The sequence below is a fragment of the Oscillatoria sp. FACHB-1407 genome (genome assembly GCF_014697545.1).
In the GTDB taxonomy this organism is placed as follows: domain Bacteria; phylum Cyanobacteriota; class Cyanobacteriia; order Elainellales; family Elainellaceae; genus FACHB-1407.
In genome coordinates, this window is the sequence record NZ_JACJSA010000007.1 from 14659 (window position 1) to 34854 (window position 20196).

Genomic DNA, 20196 nt, shown 5'->3' on the forward strand with positions numbered 1-20196 from the left:
CTAGTGGTTGAAGAGCTATAAATGGTTTGGTGAATTACGAGAGCGATCGCCTATAACCCAACGACAAACGAGCTTGTTGTTCTCAACTTCCCAACAAGCAATTAAGTTAGGACGAAGTGATCCATTATTTGAATGATGAGGTTGTAAATCAGAAGCAGTTGAGATTAGATAGAGTGAAGTTTTCGAGTAGAAATTAAATCTAATGGAGATGAGTCAAGAATAAATCGAATGAAATTTTTGTTATTTGAAAGTTGCATTACCATGAGATGAGTTCCTTAAACTTGAAAAACTAGAATGGAAAAATTGTATGCAGTGATCAATACATCACACTACACTTATGAAGTTTCCACACATTCCAAAATAGGATCGCGATCGCGAAAGATCTGAGTTAGATATAAAACCATGCATCAAGTAAAGTCTTATCCAGACAGCTTTTTGCGCAATTGGTGTAACTGTTTATATATCAACTGAGAAGTTTTTATGTGTCAGTGACAACCCAGTGGATAGCTTGGCAAATTGTATTTGAGCCACTCCGCCGATGCCATCACTATCAAAATAGAGTGCTCCAGTGGATTTGTTATAGATGAAGCGCACAGCTTCGCCGTTACTGTTAGGGTCGCTGCTATCCTTGGCACTTGCCCCAATGCAAAACTGTTCAGCTTTGAGGACACCTGCTGTTAATCCACCCCCAAATCCAATTGAATTAATGTAAATTACGTCATCGGTAACATTAAAATACTTGATTTTGTCAATTCCCTCTTCCGGTTCATAGAAAGAAAAGCCATCTTTTCCTGAACCACCGACCAGGGTGTCATACCCTGTAGAGCCAAACAAAGTATCATCTCCTTGACCACCTTTCAGGATGTCATTACCTGCATCCCCATCTAGATGATCATTGCCAGTGTCACCCGAAAGAACGTTATTTAATTTGTTTCCTCCAATGCTGTTGTCGAGACTATTACCCGTGCCTGTTAACGCATCACCTCCCAAACCCAAGTTCTCAATATAATCTGGCAGCGTGTAATCCTTCAGGTAGGAACCGACACCATCATTACCTTCTGATGGACGCTCAATCACCATGTCTTCAAGGCTATCAACATAGTAGTAATCGTTTCCAACACTACCGTCCATGAAGTCATTACCCGTACCACCATCTAGTTGGTCATCGCCATCATGACCAAACAACTGGTCGTCTCCGGCATCTCCCTTCAGTTGATCGTTGCCTGCCAAACCTACAAGGTAGTCATTACCATTCCCACCGTACAAGAAGTCATTACCTGTGTAACCATCTAATTTATCATCACCATCATTACCAAAAAGTTGATCATTACCAGCCTCACCAAAAATTTCATCATCACCTGAGAGTCCTGAAACAAAATCATTGCCGTCCCCTGCAAAAACGTAGTCGTTTCCATCTCCAGCGTTGACGTAATCATCACCCTCCCAAGCATCAATTGTGTCGTTGCCACCATACCCGAAGATGTTATCAGGTTCACGGGTGCCCAAAAGGGTGTCGTTATTGTTTGTACCTAAGATCTCGTTCATGTTGATTCTCCTGATGAATTGAGATATTTTTAGTAGTCAAGCTCTTCAGAAATTGTGAAAAATTAGCTCTCTTATAAGAGATATGCAAATGTATTTTGAGTGCCAGGCTGATGCGATCGCCCTTTCATCTCTAGTTGAGATATCACTGAATTAGGTTCACTAGATCTAAAACTGTTTAATGAAGTTTTAGATCTGGCTACAACTTTTGCTTAAGTCAGCATCATTCAATGGTGTAAAAGTTTTGGTGCGTCATCGCTAGCCCTTTAGATAGCTGAGCAAGCTGAATTTGAGCTAATCCACCGATGCCATCACTATCGAAATACACTGCCCCAGTGGATTTGTTGTAGATGAAGCGATCGCTGCTATCCTTGGCACTTGCCCCAATGCAAAACTGTTCAGCTTTGAGGACACCTGCCGTTAATCCGCCCCCAAAAACCTCCCAACTCACTCGGATCAAATCATCAACAACTCTAAAGTCTTTGATGGTGTCTATCCCATCTATTACAGAATCAAAGGCAAAAGTATCTTTTCCTGTACCCCCCGTCAGGTTGTCACTGCCTAAACCACCGATTAGTAAATCGTTGTCCGAACCACCGTCCAGGCGATCGTTACCGTTAAAGGCAACCAAAAAGTCATTTCCTTTACCGCCAATCAAAGTATCGTCACCAAAACTACTAAAGCAGTAATCGTTGCCTAAACCGCCGGAAAGGGCGTTATTAAATTCATTGCCATAGAGGTTGTTATCAAGGCTATTGCCTGTACCATTCAAAACGTTGCTTGTTGAGGATAGATACAAGTCCTCTACGTTAGCGGACAAGGTGTAGTTGTTTACGAAAGAGAGAACACTATCACGACCATTCGAGTTCTCTTCAATCACAATGTCTCCAAGGCTGTCAACATAATAGGAATCGTTTCCAAGCCCGCCTTCCATGACGTCATTGCCTGCTTCCCCGTCCAGATAATCGTCTCCCTCATTTCCAATCAGTCGATCCTCTCCAATGAAACCGTACAATCGGTCTTGCCCTAAACCTCCGACAACGAAATCGTTCCCAGCTCCTGCATAAGCGAAGTCATCACCCGCCCCAAGATCAATCGTATCGTCGCCTTCCTTGCCAAAAACGGAGTCATGTCCACCATAGGCAAAGATAGTGTCAACCTCGCTACTACCAATAAGAAAGTCGCTATTGTCTGTACCATTGATGTTCATGGTTATTTTCCTAGTTTATTTAATGGTTTCAGTGGTTTAATTTCTAGAGAGAAGTAAGAGCTAGATCTCTTGAGGGTGATGTGGGAATGTATTTTGGAAAGTTTGATTGATGCGATCGCACTGAATTATCTTTCTAGCACCGAAACGATTAGCGATCGGTGTTTCGATTAAACAATGCTTGTGGTTAGATCAACCGCATTGCAGCCTGGGTACAAGATGGTTATCTACTTACTTTCAAGCACATACAAGTTCTGGTTTGTTAGAGATAAGCCAGGCGATAGCTTGGCAAACTGAATCTGAGCCGATCTTCCAATGCCATCGCTGTCAAAATACAGTGTTCCAGTGGACTTGTTGTAAATGAAGCGATCGCTACTATCCTTAGCACTTGACCCGATGCGGAATTGCTCAGCTTTAAGGGTTCCCAACGTCAATCCACCCCTAAATCCAATCTTCTCAATTCCGATAACGTCATCAATGACCTTAAAATCCGTAATCGTGTCAAGACCCTCTCTTGAGGCGTAGAAGTGAAAGGTATCTTTTCCTGTTCCACCCGTCAGGGTGTCACGGTCTACGCCACCGGCTAAAAAGTCATCGCCTTGATCGCCAATCAAAGTATCTTTGCCTAAAGCACCGTGTAAACTATCTTTTCCCGAACTACCATCTAGATGATCATCGCCTGAGCCACCATAGATATCATCATCGCCTTGATCACCAATCAAAGTATCTTTGCCTGAATCGCCAAACAAAACATCATTATCTAATCCACCGTTAATCCGATCATTACCCTGGTGACCATGGATAGAATCAGTTCCTTCTAAACCAGATAAAATGTTATCGAACTCATTTCCAGAGATCAGATTATTGAGGCTATTGCCTGTGCCATTCAAAGCATTGCTGCCGATTACTAGATTTAAGTTTTCTACGTTGGTAGCTAAGGTGTAGCTCTGCAAGTAAGACTTAACAACATCAGAGCCTTCCGATATCCATTCAATTACGGTATCTCCAAGGCTATCTACAATGTACACATCCTCTCCGATTCCACCATCCATGGAATCGTTGCCCGCACCACCATCCAATAAATCGCTGCCATCCTCTCCAAGAAGTTGGTCATCTCCAGCTTGTCCGAAGACTTCATCATTACCTGAGCCTCCTGAGAGGTAATCGTTACCGTTTTCACCATTGATGAAGTCATCGCCAGCATTACCATTTAAGGTATCTTCACCGTCGTTGCCAAAAAGCTTGTCATTTCCTGATGCACCATAGGCGACATCGTTGCCAGCACCCCCCAACACGTAATCGTTACCCGTTCCTGCATCAACATAATCCTTATCATCTCCAGCATTAATGTAATCGTTGCCTGCCCCCGCAGCAATTGAGTCGATTCCTCCATAGGCATAAATGGTGTCAGCCTCTGCGGTACCCATGAGGATATTTCTGGCATCTGTTCCTGGGATATAGGCCATGTTAATTCTCCTGCTGAATTTCAACGGATTGAGTAGCTAACAAAAGCTACGAATGCTTGGATACGTTACGAGAGCGATCGCTTACAGTTCAGCTGTCATAAATCAGTTTTTATGGTCAACTTCCCAACGCGTGGATGCAGAACGCTCGATTAGATATGCAGTGCCGCGATAGTTTAGGACGATCGCACTTGAGACAGATGTGCAATGTCGAATGGATGAGGAAGAGACATGATAAGGAATACCGCGATATCTAAGCAACATGGATCTAATCTCCTGAGGTCAATAGTTCTCATTCATCAGGCCATCTAAGGTAGAAGGAATACGATCGCAGCACTCTTGATTCGATCTAAAGCGGTGCGATCGCTTCTACTAGCATGGATCTGATGCAACAGGCGTTATACTTTGCGACGACTAAAGGGAATCAGCATAGGAACGCGATCGCGGTAGTTTGCATAATCCTTGCCGTGAATTGCCACTAAATCGCGTTCTTCTAACTGAATGGCGACCAAAATATATGCTGTTGTGATTACCGCAAACACAAGGTGAGCAACAGTCATCGTGGGTGTTGACCAGAATGCAAATAACCAACCGACATACAATGGGTGACGAACATATTTGTAAGGGCCAGGAGTGACAAACTTGAGGGGTGTGTAAACTTTGCCACGCAGATAGAGATAGACCTGGCGTAACCCAAATAGATCAAAGTGGTTAATTAGAAATGTAGACACTAGCACCACTAACCAGCCAAACCCAAAAGAAACATGAAGGAGATTACGAAAAACTGGGTTCTCAACATTCCAAATCGTGACACCTAGAGGTTGCCAGAAATAAAACAGCGTAATCAGGCAAAGGCTAGAGAATAAGACATAGGTGCTGCGCTCAACAGGTCTAGGAACAATTGCCGTCCACCACACTTTGAACTCTTGTCGTGCCATAGCACTGTGTTGAAGCCCAAACAGTCCGAGTAATCCAACATTAACTAGAAGTGCTTGCTCTAAGGGAATGATGGGTGCAGAATCAATGGATTTTGGCACAACAAAATTGCCGACAAATCCGATCGCATACAAAAACGTAACGAAGAAAATAGCGTAACAAACCAGACCATAAACAAATGCAGCGGCTCTGGCAATCTTGTTGCCTGTTTGAAGAGATTGAGTTGTCATTTGATGACTCCAATGAATGTTTTTGAGTGTGTCAAGCTGAAGCGATCGCACTTATCGCGTTGAGAAGACGTCGCATTTGAGAAGATGCCGCATTAGCTATTCGGCTGTTCGATGCGTTCAATCAATGGATTATTGAGAACACAGCGAGAAATTGCCAGTACTTCTGATGAGGTAGGAAATTTAACGTTTCCCGAAACACGAACTCGATCGGTATAAGTGATCTGTTGCCCATCACTGGCAGTTACTTTCAAAGCTTCGTGAGTGTAGTCTCCAGCACCAGGGGACTGAGTTGTAAATGCAATTGGAGAAACTCGATTGGCTTCATTGCCGTATTTAGTCCATACTCCAACTTTACCGTCCATATTTTCTACACTCTCGGATGGACGAAGCTCAAGCAGTAAAGTGACTTTGTTATCACCAGGAATCGTTTGAGGTAGGGTTAAATACCCTTCAATAGAGACTCGTTCACCATCTTTGGCTTGATCACAAACTTGCTCAAGTTCTACTGCTCTTCCAACGGTGGGTGGTTCATCGACACATCCTGCTAATGTCACCAATAGCAATGTAGAACATACAAAAAAATACTTCCTCATGGTTCATTCTGCTTTGATTTGTGAGAAGTCCTGATACGTTATCAAACTAGAACAATGTCGCGTTGAACTGAAAAGTCACTGGGTTTATTGGCGATCGTTGCTACCTGAATTCGTCCCATGCTGTCGCCATAGAACAAGGCACCCGTAGAGCGGTTATAGCTAAATCCACTCAGAGAGTTTGTTTCAAGAAATGTTGTGAGGATTTGAATTTTGTCTCCCTCACTGCGCTTGAAGTCTTTGATGACATCACTATCCATGTTAGGAGAACCCAACCTGAACTTATCTGCGCCCGAACCCCCTGTGAGCATATCGATACCATCTCCACCCGTTAAGATATCGTTGCCCGTGCCCCCGTTGAGGTTATCACTGCCGCCTTCACCGAATAGGTTATCGTCGTTTGAACCACCAGAGATAGAGTTATTGCCAGCGTTACCGTAAATCAGATTTTTCAAGCCATTGCCTGTTGCGTTTAGGGCAGTAGAACCCAGTAGGGCAAGATTTTCAACGTTTGAGGTTAACGTGTAGCTGACAGTGGAATATACCGTGTCATTTCCGGCTGAAGCTGCCTCAATAACGACATCAGATGCTGAATCGACCCAATAGATATCATTGCCAATGCCGCCTTCTAATTGGTCAGCCCCAGCACCACCATTCAGGTGGTCGTTGCCGCTGTCTCCATAGATTTTGTCATTCCCTTCACCCCCATCCATGCCGTCATCGCCGCCACCGCCAAGCACGAGGTCATTCCCGCCAAAAGCATACACAGTGTCGTTGCCTAACTGTGTAGCAATAATATTATCGGCGTTGTTGCCATTGATTTGATTGTTCAAGTCATTGCCAGTGCCGTTAATGGCAGCCGTTCCATCCAGACCAAGGTTTTCAACGTTAGCTCCCAGGGTGTAGTGGATGGTGGAATAGACCGTATCATTTCCCGCCGAAGCCGATTCAGAAACGATGTCGTTGGCAGAATCAACCCAGTAAGTGTCATTCCCAGACCAGCCCTCCATTGTGTCGGCTCCAGTACCTCCATCTAAGTAATCGTTTCCAGCATCTCCATCGATTCGGTCATTACCCTCACCGCCCCAAAGCGCATCATTACCGCCACCCCCAATCAGTTGATCGTTCCCTGCCTCTCCATGAAGCTGATCATCTCCACCGCCATAACTATCGAGATTGTCGCCCCAAAGCACGTCATTTCCATACCCGCCATAGATATGGTCGTTTCCTGCCGGGCTAAATTTTGAATCGCCGTACATAGTGTCATTGTCGCTGTAACCCGCTACCGGATCTTGTGGTCCAGAGCGAATCAAATCATCTCCTGCACCAGCGATGACGATATCATCTCCCAGATAGGTTTCAATCCAATCTGCATCAGGAGATGCTTCAAAATTGTTAGGACCATTGTCACCAAAGTAGTATTGGTATTCCATCTGATTTCTCCAAAAATTGTGGTTTGCATTGCAGCGTTTAACAGAAGGGACTGCATCAAGTGAAGGCGAGGAATTTGAGTTTCCTGCGCGATCGCTCTCACTGACAGCAGTGATCTTCAACTGAACGCAAACTAGAACGACAAGGAATCTTGCAATGCCGATGCAGCAAGGGGCTTAATTTCCGAAGTGGAAATGGAACGCTGCAATCGATGCATTCGATTTACTCACTTTGTCTTGACTGTCCAAAAACGTCCAGGACAGTTTGCCACTTAAGTGGGTCACTTAATGACTTTCTTTGAAATAACTAGAATTTGAATAATGAAAACCTTGTTGGGAGATGATTTTGAGTTTTTAGATCAACCGACAATTTTAAGATGTGGTCAGTTATGCCATAATCTGCAAAATCTTTTGTCAGTTATTTTGATCGTGAGTCATGGGCAGAAATGTATCTGGAATCGCGTAAAGCTAGCTTGATTCTGATTACGTGCAACTCCAAAAAAACAGTAGATAGAGAAGCCCCCAAGTGGGTGATGTCCTGGCAATCGTTCCTATCTTAAAGTCAAAAGCTGAGATTTTCTACAATCCATTTCAATGGTTTGTAGAAACAACGATTGCGTGGAAAGACGGATTGACTAACTATCGGTGACTGCCTCAAAGCAAGTTTCTGAATAGAACGCAGATACGATAGCAACTGTTAAAGCACTTGAGACGGAGAGTTTGGAAATTCGTTCCCAGTGAGGATTCTATCCCTGCACTGCGTCCTGACCAACGCTTTAGTTGCTATAAAACTACTTTTTCATTCAACCTGTATGGCTCAACCTGCTCAAAAACGCAAACGTCGGGGTGTCATTCTTTCAACCTATGGTTGGCAGCGTCTCCAAGACGCTCAGGAGCAACTAGCCATCACCCAAAACGAAGGATATGCTTACACATTAGAACAACTGAGCCATCTCACAGGCTTAAGTGTCCGCTCCATCACTCGGTTACAAAGTTGTAAAATCGCAGTCGATCGCCAAACCTTAGAGGAGTTTTTTCGTGCTTTTGACCTGACTCTTACTGAACAGGACTACCTCCAACCCGCAGGAACCCATGCAGAGGCAGATGTAGAAAAGCCAATCGTAAGAGCGATCGCCCCAGATTGGGGAGAGGCCCCAGATGTTTCCACCTTTTATGGGCGCACTACAGAACTGACCACACTCGCCCAATGGATTCTCCAGGACAATTGCCGCTTAATTGGCATCATTGGCATTGGGGGCGTTGGTAAAACTGCCCTGTCGGTCAAATTAGTAGAGGATATTGTGGGGAATCGGGAGTTGGGAATCGGGAGGGAGATGCCTGACTGTGCCTCAACTCCTACTTTCACACACGTCATTTGGCGATCGCTCCGCAATGCCCCACCCCTCGAAACCCTATTGGCAGAATTAGTTCCCTTTCTATCAGGGCAACAAGAGACAAAAGCTGACATCAGTCGGTTTTTTCAGTGTTTGCAACATCATCGCTGCTTGATTGTTTTAGACAATGTGGAAACCCTGCTAGAGTCGGGCGATCGCTCCGGGCAATATCGTTCTGGGTATGAGGCATATGGAGAGTTGCTGCATCGAATTGCTACAACTCGACACCAAAGCTGTGTGGTCGTCACTAGTCGTGAGAGATGTGCCCAGTCGGCTCAATGGGAAGGAAACCCAACCGTGCAGATGTTGACGTTGAGTGGCTCTCCAGAAGCCTCTCAGGCACTACTCAAGGCAACAGGATTAACCGGATCAGCCGCTCAAACCCAACTGTTGTGCGATCGCTATCGCTGTAATCCTTTGGCATTAAAGATTGTCGCGACGACGATTCGCGATCTCTTTGGTGGCAATATCGATCTTTTTTTAGAACACAACGTCACGCTGTTTGGCGACATTTCCGATTTAATCCAACAACAATGGAACCGCCTCTCTGACTTAGAAAAACAGATCATGGTGTGGTTGGCAATTGACCGAGAATGGGTTTCGTTTGCTCAACTCCAGGCAGATTTACAGGGCAGAATATCATCCATTCAAGTGATGGAAGCCCTGCAACGACTACAGGGGCGATCGCTGATCGAAACCAATGCCAGCCAATTTACATTACAACCTGTTGTGATGGAATATGTCACTGAAATGCTGATCGGTCGCGTTCGTGATGAAATAAGCGATCGCTCATTTCCCATTGTTTCGTCCTCTGGTTCCGTACTGCAAACCCACGCTCTAATTAAAGCCCAAGACAAAGACTACATTCGGGATAGCCAAATTCGAGTAATCTTAACACCATTAATTGTCAGATTACTGCACTGTCTGGGGGCTCAAAAAGAGATCGTTTATCGGTTAAAGCAAATCCTATATCGGCTGCAAGCCGATTACCCCAATCAAGCAAGCTATACCGGCGGTAACATTATTAATCTGTTACGTCATCTTCAAGTTGACCTGAGCGGTTACAACTTCTCCCACCTCAGCGTTTGGCAAGCCGACCTTCAAGATATCTCGCTTCATCGGGTTAATTTTGCCCACTCTGACCTCTCTAAATCCCGATTTACCCAGCCGTTTGGCTTTATTTACTCAGTTGCCTTTAGTCCTGAGGGTCAGCTTCTTGCAACAGGGGACAATAACAATCTGGTATGCCTGTGGCAGGTCGCAGACGGTCAACCGAGACTAACCCTAAAAGGGCATAAGGGTTGGGTTTGGTCAGTTGCCTGGAGTCCCGATGGTCAGATTCTCGCGAGTGGCAGTGAGGATTGTAGCGTCAGGCTCTGGGATGTTGAGACGGGAAATTGTTTGGCAATCTTGCAGGATGACAGTAAGGACACGATTAAGTGTGTGGCGTGGCACCCCAATGGACGTTTTCTCGTCAGTTGTGGAGATAGCAACAAAATTCGCGTATGGGATGTGCAGCGGAAAGCGTGCGTGAAGGTGTTTCAGGAACACAATAATTGGGTCGTGTCAGCTGCCTGGAGCCCCGATGGAACCCTTCTCGCAAGCGGTTCTCAAGACCAAACTATTCGGCTCTGGGATACCAACACTGGGGAGTGCCTGAAAACCTTATCGGGACACGACAGCATTGTCTGGGCTGTTGCCTGGCATCCAGACGGTAAAACCCTCGCAAGCGGTAGCCAAGACCAAACGATCAAACTCTGGAACACGCGCACGGGTCAATGCCTTAAAACCTTACCGGGAAACAGTGCTGTGTTTTCAATTGCCTGGAATCCTCTTTCCCCAGGTCACCCCGGAGATGAGGGAAATGATGTCATGGCCAGTGGACATATCGACCAAACTGTCAGAGTTTGGAATACTCGCACGAGTCAATGCCTCAAAACTTTGCAGGGACACACAAACCTGATCTGGTCTGTCGCGTGGAATCCGGATGGACAAACCCTCGCCAGTGGCTGTGACCAAACCGTCCGAGTGTGGGATGTGCAACAGGGGAAGTGTGTGAAAATCTTGCAGGGGTACAGTAATTCTGTCTATGCCGTGGTGTGGAACCCGGATGGACAAACCCTTGCCAGCAGTAGCAGCGACAGATTGATTCGCCTGTGGGATGCTCAACAGGGGAAGTGCGTCAAAAGCTTGCCAGGGCATAACAGTTGGATTCGTGGTTTAGCCTGGAGTCCCGATGGCAAGATGCTTGCCAGTGGGTCTGCTGATTGGACGGTTCGGCTCTGGGACGCTAGCACTCATCAATGTCTTAAAACCCTGGAAGGACATCATGTCTGGGTTTGGACAGTAGCCTGGAGTCCCGATAGCAGAATGCTTGCCAGTGGGTCTAGTGATCTCACCATTCGGCTATGGGATGTTAGCACAGGGAAATGTCTGAGGGTGTTGCAAGGACACGAGAATGGGATCTGGGCTGTGGCGTGGAGCCCAGATGGCACAAGGCTTGCCAGTGCTTCTGACGATCGCACCATTCGCTTGTGGGATACCAGCACTGGAACTTGTTTACGGGTTTTGACAGAGCATGAAGCCTGGGTTAAGTCGGTGGCGTGGAGTCCCGATGGGATAACTATTGCTAGTGGCTGTGATGACCACACGATCCGGCTTTGGGATGTCAGCACCGGAGATTGTCTGACCTGTTTGCAGGGGCACCACAATATGGTTAGAAGTGTGGCGTGGAGTCCCAATGGATGCATTCTTGCCAGTGGATCGGAAGACCAAACCATTCGGCTCTGGCGAGCAGATACTGGAGAATGTTTGGCTGTTTTGCAGGGGCACACGGGACAGGTCGGTGCGGTGTCGTGGTGCCCGGTTGGTCGGTCAGCAGACAACTTGGTTTTAGCGAGTAGTAGCACCGATGAAACCATCAAGCTATGGGATATCAAGACAGGTCGCTGCTTGAAAACTCTCAGAGCCGATCGCCCCTATGAAGGGATGAACATTACCGGCGTCACAGGCATTACAGAAACGCAAAAAGCAACATTACAGGCATTGGGTGCGACGCGGAGCAATGTCCCTTTAGGGACCAGCACACCTCATCTCACCCTTCTCAATAGCGGTGCATCTCATCCGTCGTCTGGTTCTCCCGAAATTGAACTGTCGGGCTAACCGCAACCATTCATCAATGAGGGTTATATCAATTCAATGGTCACCACATCTTCTGCCTGGATACCCCCTGCCGGGATCACCACCCATGCGGGTAAACCGATTTCATCAGATTTAGAGTTTTTTGCTGCACCACCGATTGAGATCGGCAAAATTACTTCTGCTTACAGTACTCTGACCGTATCAACCCAACCGTTATCAACGGCTCAGCGACTGTTTCGCGCATTGTTGTGGGGCATTGGTTTCACAGTTGTTACTGCGTTACTTGTGACTGCTTTTCACATCCCGTTGCCATGGAATGTGCTGACTGGTTTAGTGGTGGGGGCGATCGCCGCAGCATTGATTTACACTTACATCCTGGTTTTCTATCAAACCTGTTCCTATGTTGGCGAACAGGGAATTGCCGAATACTCCATCAACGGTTCTCGGTCTGCTGAACCCGAATCGAGCATCATGCGCTTTCAAGATGCTGCTAATCTCTACACATCGCAAACTCGACGATACAAAAATGGAGCCTATCAGGGCACAGATTTTCGTTATACCTGGCAGATGCCTGGTCGCAAACCCTTTGAGATCTGGGGAACACACCATGCCCAACAGGGATTACCCGATGACACAAGCAACTGGCATTTTGCAAATGCGGCTGAAGCTGCCTGGAGCAATCACCTCTTGCGGGTGATCAATGAACAATTGCAGCGACTGGGTTATGTCGAATTTCCAATGCAACAAGCCAATCCTCAAGCGGTTCGAGTGGGTCAGGGGTTTCTGGAGTTTGTGCTGAAGGATGGCTCCACACAAACCGTTGCCGTTACTGACATGAAAGATATCAAGCTGCAATCTGGCTCATTTTATTTCGCTCACAAAGACGCTCGATGGTGGTCTGGCAAAGGAAAGTATGAGTTTATGTATAGCAATTTGCCCAACGCCCAATTGTTTCTCTTATGTCTGAACCAGCTAGCAGGGATTCGATGGTCGTGAGGGCGCAAAGGCTGCATCACTCCAGCAGACAGATGTCCTTGAGGGCACGCATTATAACGATGGGTCGTAGCTGTTGGGGTGAGAATCGCCAATGCCCTCACCCTGCACAATCGGCAATTTCGCTGAAGTATTGGTTTCTAAAACTACTTAGAATATAAAGGTATATTTAGATACACTTACTTCCGGGTGTGCTTGTGAACGACAATCGATTGAGAGAGTTACTGGTAGTGGTTGCGATCGCAACAGTAACCACACTCGCATCTACTAGTACTCTTACTTTGCTTCTCAGAACACCTGCCAGTTGTTGTGAGCGTGAGGGCACCCCAAAGTGTGTGCTGCTCAGTGTTTGACTGAGGCTCACACCGGAGTCTGTAGCGTCAACTGCCATGAAGCAATTTTATTTTTCCTGATGAGAAAAGAGTTTCTTCGTACCGTAGATAGATGCTTATTAGATATTTCTTTTACTAAAGACTGATTCGATCGCCCGCCCATGATCGAGTTGCATGGCACACAGCGCAATGTTGTCTGAGTGTAATGTTGTCTGAGTGTAATGTTGTCTAGGTGTAATTTGGTCTAGTGCAGTGGTGTCTGAGTGCAGTGGTGTCTGAGTGTAATGTTGTCTGAGTGTAATGTTGTCTAGGTGTAATTTGGTCTAGTGCAGTGGTGTCTGAGTATCAAGGAGAAATCCCATTGATTTTAGTTGTAGAGCGGTAGTCTGAGGCGATCGCCTTTCAGGGGAATCAATTTACAGCGGTTTTCAGACGAGTGCCACATAGCAAATACCTGTGGATTCAGGCGATGCGAGAGAGTGATTTAGCATACAAAAATGAAAATTGCTGTACGTTTGCTAGTTAAGCTACAACTCAGACTCCAGAGTTTCAAATGACACCCGCCACACAGCATCACCTTTATTAAGAGTGCTGATAACACTTTAATCCTAAATTTTTAACCCGATCGTCCAGTTGCTATTTAGAAGTTATCACGGTAAATGTAAAAGAACTTAAACAAGCAACTCTCAAGTAAACATCTAATGCATGGAAGCACGGTTCGTTAGAACACTAATTCTATTTGTAGTTCTTACCCTGGTCTTTGGGGTGCTCGAACGATTTTTCCCAAGCATTCCTGAACAACCAAAGTGGCGGCGCGGCGTTTGGCTAGACACCTTTTACTGGTTTTTCACTCAATTGGTGACGCAAGTCATTAGTCTTGGGGCGATCGCCCTTGCTGCCGTTCCCTTTTATCTGCTGTTGGGGCGAATTACCATCCAAAATGGGACATTATCCTTGGATGTCAATCAGATTTTAGCTGGCTATGGAGCCGTTTCATACCTGCCACTGTGGGTACAAGGTCTAATCATGATCGTCGTGGGCGATCTTATTGGCTACTGGACACACCGCTGGCATCATAGTCGTCAGCTTTGGAGTATTCATGCCATTCACCATAGCAGTGAAATGATAGATTGGCTCACGGCAATGCGATTACATCCACTCAACGACATTATCTCGCGAGTGTGTCAAGCCACTCCATTACTACTGTTAGGCTTTTCACCTATGGCTGTTGATGTGTATGTGGTATTGCTAACCAGCCATATTGCCCTGATTCACGCCAATGTTTCTTGGACATTTGGTCCGTTTCGTTATGTCATTTCTAGCCCTGCTTTTCATCGCTGGCATCACACAACAGAAGAACTTGGAGCAGGCAAAAATTTTGCCGGACTTTTCCCAGTGTTCGATCTGATTTTTGGTACTTTTTATATGCCACAGGGCGAACAACCCAGGGAATTTGGGTTGATTGGAGAAAAAATCAAGGAAACTTTTCTAGATCAACTCTTGTTTCCTTACCGAACCTGGAAAAGGGTTAGAGCCTGGTTTAATTCAAATCAATCCATAGCTGAGTTTGCCGAGAAGGAACAGATCAAAGCCTCTAATAGCTGAGATATAAAGCAAGCATCTGGCGTAATTGATAGCTGCGGTTTCAACCGCCAAAATTCTGATCCCAAACTCAGGTTAGTTAAAACAACAATGACTCACTACGGTATTCTTTGCTTGGGTGGAACTGGGCACTTAAACACAATGCTCCCACTGGGAGCGGAACTTCAACGCAGGGGTCACTCAATTACGGTCTTCAGTGATGCCCGTGCAGAACGTAGAACGATAGAGGCAGGCTTTAACTTTCGGGCGATCGGTAGTGCGGAAGTTGATCCAGATCGAGCGAAAGTGACCGGGTTAAGGGCATTGTTTCAGGGCATCGACCTGTTTAGAGCAAGGGTGATCGACAGTTTGAGAGAGGCTCCCGTTGCGATTCAGCAAGCGGGTATTGAAGCTCTACTGGTTGATATGTCAGCTTTTGAAGGAGGGGCGATCGCTGATTCTGTGCAAGTTCCGTTTATTACAGTCTGTAGTTCTTTGATGCTGTATCAGGACAATGACATTCCACCGACTTTAACAACCTGGAGCTACAACCCAATCTGGTATTTTCGGTTGCGTAATTGGCTTGCGTACAAACTGCTTTGGCTCCTATCTCGCCCTGTTTGGAGTGCGATCGCTGACTACCGCAAGCAATGCCAATTACCCCCTTACTCCACCTATAATGACTGTTTCTCTAAACTAGCGACAATTAGTCATCAGGTTGCTGAAATCGAATTTCCTCGTCGTAAACTCCCACCCAATTTCCACTTTACTGGACCCTTTCACAGTTCTATTGGACGTTCTAAGGTTGACTTTCCGTTTGAGCAGTTAAACTCCCTTCCCTTGATTTACGTCTCACTGGGAACTTCTCGCAATCGGATCAAAGACTTGTTTTCGCTAATTGCAGAAGCTTGTGCAACCTTAGACGTGCAGCTTGTGATTGCACTAGGAGGTGGGCTAGAACCAGAAGAAGTATCACAACTACCGGGAAATCCAATCGTGGTGAAATACGCTCCACAATTGGAATTACTAAAGCGAGCGAGTCTTTGCATTACTCATGCCGGGTTAAATACGGTTTTAGAATCTCTGAATAATGCCGTTCCATTAGTTGCGATTCCGTTAGCTGACGATCAACTGGGAGTAGCAGCGCGAATTGCCTGGTCTGGTGCCGGAGAGTTATTATCCTTGTCTAATTTAGATGTTTCAAAGTTGCGAAATACTGTTCAGAAAGTTTTAAATCAGAAGGACTATAAACGCCATGCGGTTCGCTTGCAGTCAGCTATTCATCATTCTGGTGGGGTAAAATATGCGGCTGACATCATTGAAGAAGTGATTACGCAAACAAAAATGCAAGCAACGTTAGATTTGACAAGGACTTTGTAGACGACTATTGATAGATTCAAAAGTGAGAGTGAGAGGGAGTAAGCGTTTCCCACCATCAGAGTTTGAGCCATTGCTTTTGCCTTAAGCTTTCTGACCAAGCTATAAAACTTGCTGAATTCAAGTGTTGCCTGCTAAACCCAACCGCCCAATATCGCAGTCATTCATTTAAATATCGCCTACCACTGGATAGAACTTAAATGCAACTCAACGTTCACCCCAGGCTAGAGAGGTGTTCTCACTACAGTTAGAAGTAAAGACCCCTGAGAGATGAGTAAATTGAACTCATAACAACAAATAAGGTTCAGTGTCCCAGGTGCACAGATGCATGTCCACCAGGAACCCTCCTCCTGCATGGAGCAGGGTTAACTTACACAAAGCCATGAAAATGAATGACCGCCTGTTGGTTAGCGTTCCTCCGCTAGTCCAAGGGCGGTTATTGCAGGTGTGTAGCTCTGCGAATTGATGTTCAGTTCGGGTCTTTTTGTTGAGCTAAAATATCCCACGCCCGATCAACCTCATGTAAGATTTCTTGTTCATCTGATTGCAAAATTCGTTCCAGATCCTCTGCTAGCTGGCGAGAGCGAGCCATTAAAGCCGTGTCATCTCCCTCTACAAAAGCCATATCCTGTAACGCTTCCTCATCGTGCTTTCTAAAGGTTTGAGCCGCACGATGCGCTTTATAGGCGCGCACTCCCAATAGCTTTAATGCTTCAACTCCCATATCTAATGCAGATCCAAACGTTTCCCGTTTCATTACCTCCACACCCCGACGAATTAATTCGTAGGCATGACGACGATCGGTTGCCCGCGCCAGAATCCTCAGGTGAGGAAAGTGCTGACGCGCTAAATCGACGATCTCTAAAATCTGCTCACTATCGTCGATCGCAATCACCAAAAGCCTCGCTTGTGCTGCACCAGATGCATAAAGCAAATCAATTCGGGATGCATCTCCATAAAAGACTTTCCAACCAAAGCGACGCAGAAGCTCAATCTGGGCTGGATTATGTTCGAGAACGGTAATCGGATAGCCATTAGCAAGCAGTAACCGCCCTACAACTTGACCAAACCGCCCAAAGCCAGCAATGATCACAGCATTTTCATTATCATCAATCTCATCGGCTTCCTGGTCGTTAGACTGGGAAATGAAGCGAGGCGCAATCAGGCGATCGTAAGCGATCATAAAAATTGGAGAAAGCAGCATTGAAAGTGCAACAACTGCAATCAAACTACCTGCTAAATCCTCTGAGATTACGTTGGTTTGTGCTGCAAAAGAAAACAGGACAAATGCAAACTCGTCTCCTTGTACCAGAGCGAACGCAAACAAAATACTCTGATTTAGATCGAGCTTAAAGAGTCTACCTAGACCAATTAACACGCCAGATTTGAGAATTGAGACTCCGACAATTAGCCCCACAATGAGCATCGGTTGACCCAGGACTAGATTGAAGTTAATACTGGCTCCAACCGAGAGAAAGAATAACCCCAGTAGCAAACTCTGAAACGGTTCTACCGTGCTGTTTAACTCATGGCGATACTCACTTTCTGCCAGCACAACTCCCGCAAGGAAGGTGCCTAATGCAGGAGACAAGCCCACCGCTTGCATTGCCAGCGTAATAGCCACCACCAGTAACAGTGCGGTTGCTGTGAAGATCTCCCGCAGGCGAGTGGCTGCAATAAAGCGGAATATCGGTCGCATCAGGAACCGCCCACCCACAACAATGCCACCGACTGTGCTTATAACCAATAGGGTTTGCTGCCAGCCTGCCAGCGTATTATTCGTTGCTTGATCGACAGATTCAATTGGAGCTGTAGACAGTAGGGGCAACAGTGCCAGAATAGGAATAATAGCAACAGCCTGAAACAGCAAGATGGAGAAGGCAGATTGTCCCTCTTCTGTTTTCATCACTCCCCGTTCAGTTAGGGTTTGCACACCGATCGCCGTTGAGGAAAGCGGCAAGATTAACGCGATCGCCACTGCTGATTGCCAGGGTAATTCCAACAGAAGCCCTATCCCCGACAGGAGAATGACATTAGCAATCATCTGCAATCCGCCCAAGCCCAGAATTGAAACTCGCATTCGCCACAGCAACTCTGGCTGAAGCTGCAACCCCACGAGAAATAACATCATCACGACACCAAATTCGGCGAAGCGCATGACATCCTGACCTTCCTGTCCTACTAAGCGCAACCCAAAGGGACCAATGATAACTCCGGCAATTAAATATCCCAAAACAGAACCCAAACCTAATCGTTTAGAAATTGGGACTGTCAGAACTGCCGCTGCCAAATAAACGAACGCTTGAAAGAAGAAGTTTTCATTAGACATGGAGAGATGGTTCCAGCGAGTTAATTATGTGCTCAGGATCATGATTGAGGTGTTTGGGTTGCTTGAGTTGCTCCCAACCAAAGCGTTGTCGAGGAGGCGATCGCCGTCTCGTGTAGGTGCCCTCCGCAGGCGTGTTGGAGTAGGGGAACCAGGGATAGAACCGCTGTGCTCCGTCCTCCCCAGCCCATTAGAGCGGCGATCGCCACAGACCTGCCCTTGTGACAGCAGGAAATTCGCCAACTGGTTCGCTACGAGATGATTGAGTAGATAAAGGGTGCCGTTGCCGGATTGCCATCGATGCTCATCTCAAACTCATTTATCCAGCATCATCCACCAAAACGGTAACAGCCGCCGCACTGGCTGTCGCTCGCTCTCTAGCCTGCTCCACGGTATCACCTAGAGCCAACGCAACCCCCATGCGACGATTCCGATAAGCGCGAGGCTTCCCAAACAGACGGACTTTACTCGTCGGCACTTGCAACGCTTCGCTAATTCCGGTAAAGCGGGGATTGTCGCCCGCCGCATTGGCGAGAATCACAGCCGATGCTCCCGGTTGGATCAGGGTAATTTCGCCGATGGGAAGCCCTGCGATCGCCCGCACATGCAACTCAAACTCAGACATCGTCTGACTAATCAGCGTCACCATCCCGGTATCGTGAGGACGGGGACTGACTTCACTGAAGTAAACAGTTTGCGCGGTTTCGCCTGCTCCCTGAATAAAAAGTTCAACGCCAAAGATGCCCCATCCCCCAAGAGCCGTTGTAATCTTCTCGGCAATTTTCTGGCACTGCTCTAGCGTCTGGGGGTGCAGGTCGCAGGGTTGCCAGGATTCTCGGTAGTCGCCACTCACCTGAATATGACCAATGGGCGGGCAGAAGTGGGTTCCTGATGCCGAACGAACCGTCAGTAAGGTAATCTCGGTGTCAAAAGGGATAAAGCCTTCGACAATGACTCGCCCCCCTTTAGTGCGTCCCCCGGCTTGGGCGTACTCCCAGGCAGGTTGTATATCTGCCTCGGTGCGAACGGTACTCTGACCTTTTCCAGAGGAACTCATGACGGGTTTGACCACACAGGGCAAGCCTAACTCCGCGATCGCCTGCCGATATTCTGCTTCCGTTTCCGCAAAGCGGTAGGGCGAGGTTTTTAGCCCTAACTCCTCAGCCGCCAGACGCCGAATTCCCTCTCGGTTCATAGTGAGTTGAGTCGCCTTTGCGGTGGGGATAACGCGCCAGCCTTCCTGTTCCAGGTCTACAAGAGTAGCTGTGGCGATCGCCTCGACTTCCGGCACGATCAGCCCCGGTTTTTCCTGCTCAACAACCCGCCGCACCTCGGCTCCATCCAGCATATTGATCACGTGCGATCGATGGGCAACCTGCATTGCGGGTGCATTCGCATAGGCATCCACCGCGATGACTTCTAACCCCAGACGCATGGCTTCAATGGCAACTTCTTTGCCCAGTTCGCCGGAACCAAGCAAGAGAAGCCGTTGAGCAGTGGTGGTCAGGGACGTACCCCAGGAAGACAGATCGGTCATGATGAAACACAGAAGAAGGTTTGTTGTCCCTTTAATTATCTGACGAAGCAGGATCCATATTCCAAATGCTGTTTAGCCAATGCAACGCGATGAATCAACCATTGGCACAGCAGCCTT

General features: G+C 46.8%; 15 protein-coding genes. 4 read left to right on the plus strand and 11 right to left on the minus strand.

Going from position 1 to position 20196, the window contains the following annotated elements; all coding sequences use genetic code 11:
- Window positions 1-456: 456 nt before the first annotated feature.
- From H6G89_RS13050 to H6G89_RS13075, 7 genes are all read right to left on the minus strand, one after another.
- Complete coding sequence (locus H6G89_RS13050) at window positions 457-1545, minus strand: calcium-binding protein (protein WP_190507421.1); 1089 nt, start codon at window positions 1543-1545, stop codon at window positions 457-459.
- A gap of 220 nt (window positions 1546-1765) precedes the next feature.
- On the minus strand, window positions 1766-2752 hold the full coding sequence (locus H6G89_RS13055) for a calcium-binding protein (RefSeq protein WP_190506853.1): 987 nt from the start codon (window positions 2750-2752) through the stop codon (window positions 1766-1768).
- A gap of 224 nt (window positions 2753-2976) precedes the next feature.
- Window positions 2977-4215: a calcium-binding protein gene (locus H6G89_RS13060; RefSeq protein ID WP_190506855.1), complete on the minus strand. Its 1239-nt coding sequence runs from the start codon at window positions 4213-4215 to the stop codon at window positions 2977-2979.
- 102 nt (window positions 4216-4317) lie between these two features.
- Window positions 4318-4476 carry a DUF4278 domain-containing protein gene (locus H6G89_RS36390; protein WP_375539693.1) on the minus strand — a complete coding sequence of 53 codons (159 nt, stop codon included), beginning with the start codon at window positions 4474-4476 and terminating at the stop codon, window positions 4318-4320.
- 134 nt (window positions 4477-4610) lie between these two features.
- Window positions 4611-5378 carry a methanethiol S-methyltransferase gene (gene mddA / locus H6G89_RS13065; protein ID WP_190506857.1) on the minus strand — a complete coding sequence of 256 codons (768 nt, stop codon included), beginning with the start codon at window positions 5376-5378 and terminating at the stop codon, window positions 4611-4613.
- A gap of 92 nt (window positions 5379-5470) precedes the next feature.
- Window positions 5471-5971, minus strand: coding sequence for a hypothetical protein (locus H6G89_RS13070; protein WP_190506858.1), 501 nt, complete (start codon window positions 5969-5971; stop codon window positions 5471-5473).
- 41 nt (window positions 5972-6012) lie between these two features.
- Window positions 6013-7401: a calcium-binding protein gene (locus H6G89_RS13075; protein ID WP_190506860.1), complete on the minus strand. Its 1389-nt coding sequence runs from the start codon at window positions 7399-7401 to the stop codon at window positions 6013-6015.
- A gap of 809 nt (window positions 7402-8210) precedes the next feature.
- Here H6G89_RS13075 and H6G89_RS13080 point away from each other — a divergent pair.
- Window positions 8211-11954, plus strand: coding sequence for a WD40 repeat domain-containing protein (locus H6G89_RS13080; RefSeq protein WP_190506862.1), 3744 nt, complete (start codon window positions 8211-8213; stop codon window positions 11952-11954).
- A gap of 36 nt (window positions 11955-11990) precedes the next feature.
- Window positions 11991-12929 carry a hypothetical protein gene (locus tag H6G89_RS13085; RefSeq protein ID WP_190506864.1) on the plus strand — a complete coding sequence of 313 codons (939 nt, stop codon included), beginning with the start codon at window positions 11991-11993 and terminating at the stop codon, window positions 12927-12929.
- Window positions 12930-13095: 166 nt separating this feature from the next.
- Here the strand turns inward: H6G89_RS13085 and H6G89_RS13090 are convergent, their stop codons facing one another.
- A complete protein-coding gene (locus H6G89_RS13090; RefSeq protein WP_190506866.1) occupies window positions 13096-13317 on the minus strand; it encodes a hypothetical protein in 222 nt (73 codons plus the stop codon).
- Between the two features lie 646 nt (window positions 13318-13963).
- Between H6G89_RS13090 and H6G89_RS13095 the strand changes: the two genes are divergently transcribed.
- Together H6G89_RS13095 and H6G89_RS13100 are read left to right on the plus strand one after the other, a co-directional pair.
- Window positions 13964-14863 carry a sterol desaturase family protein gene (locus H6G89_RS13095; protein WP_190506868.1) on the plus strand — a complete coding sequence of 300 codons (900 nt, stop codon included), beginning with the start codon at window positions 13964-13966 and terminating at the stop codon, window positions 14861-14863.
- 87 nt (window positions 14864-14950) lie between these two features.
- On the plus strand, window positions 14951-16219 hold the full coding sequence (locus H6G89_RS13100) for a glycosyltransferase (RefSeq protein ID WP_190506870.1): 1269 nt from the start codon (window positions 14951-14953) through the stop codon (window positions 16217-16219).
- A 466-nt stretch (window positions 16220-16685) separates the two neighbouring features.
- Here H6G89_RS13100 and H6G89_RS13105 read toward each other — a convergent pair whose 3' ends face one another.
- The 3 genes from H6G89_RS13105 to purT all read right to left on the minus strand — a co-directional run bounded on the left by H6G89_RS13105 (window position 16686) and on the right by purT (window position 20079).
- Window positions 16686-18545, minus strand: coding sequence for a monovalent cation:proton antiporter-2 (CPA2) family protein (locus H6G89_RS13105; protein WP_190506872.1), 1860 nt, complete (start codon window positions 18543-18545; stop codon window positions 16686-16688).
- A 38-nt stretch (window positions 18546-18583) separates the two neighbouring features.
- Window positions 18584-18751 (minus strand): hypothetical protein, encoded by a 168-nt coding sequence (locus tag H6G89_RS13110; protein WP_190506874.1) that lies wholly within the window; start codon window positions 18749-18751, stop codon window positions 18584-18586.
- Between the two features lie 110 nt (window positions 18752-18861).
- Window positions 18862-20079 (minus strand): formate-dependent phosphoribosylglycinamide formyltransferase, encoded by a 1218-nt coding sequence (purT, locus tag H6G89_RS13115; RefSeq protein ID WP_190506876.1) that lies wholly within the window; start codon window positions 20077-20079, stop codon window positions 18862-18864.
- Window positions 20080-20196: the final 117 nt, after the last annotated feature.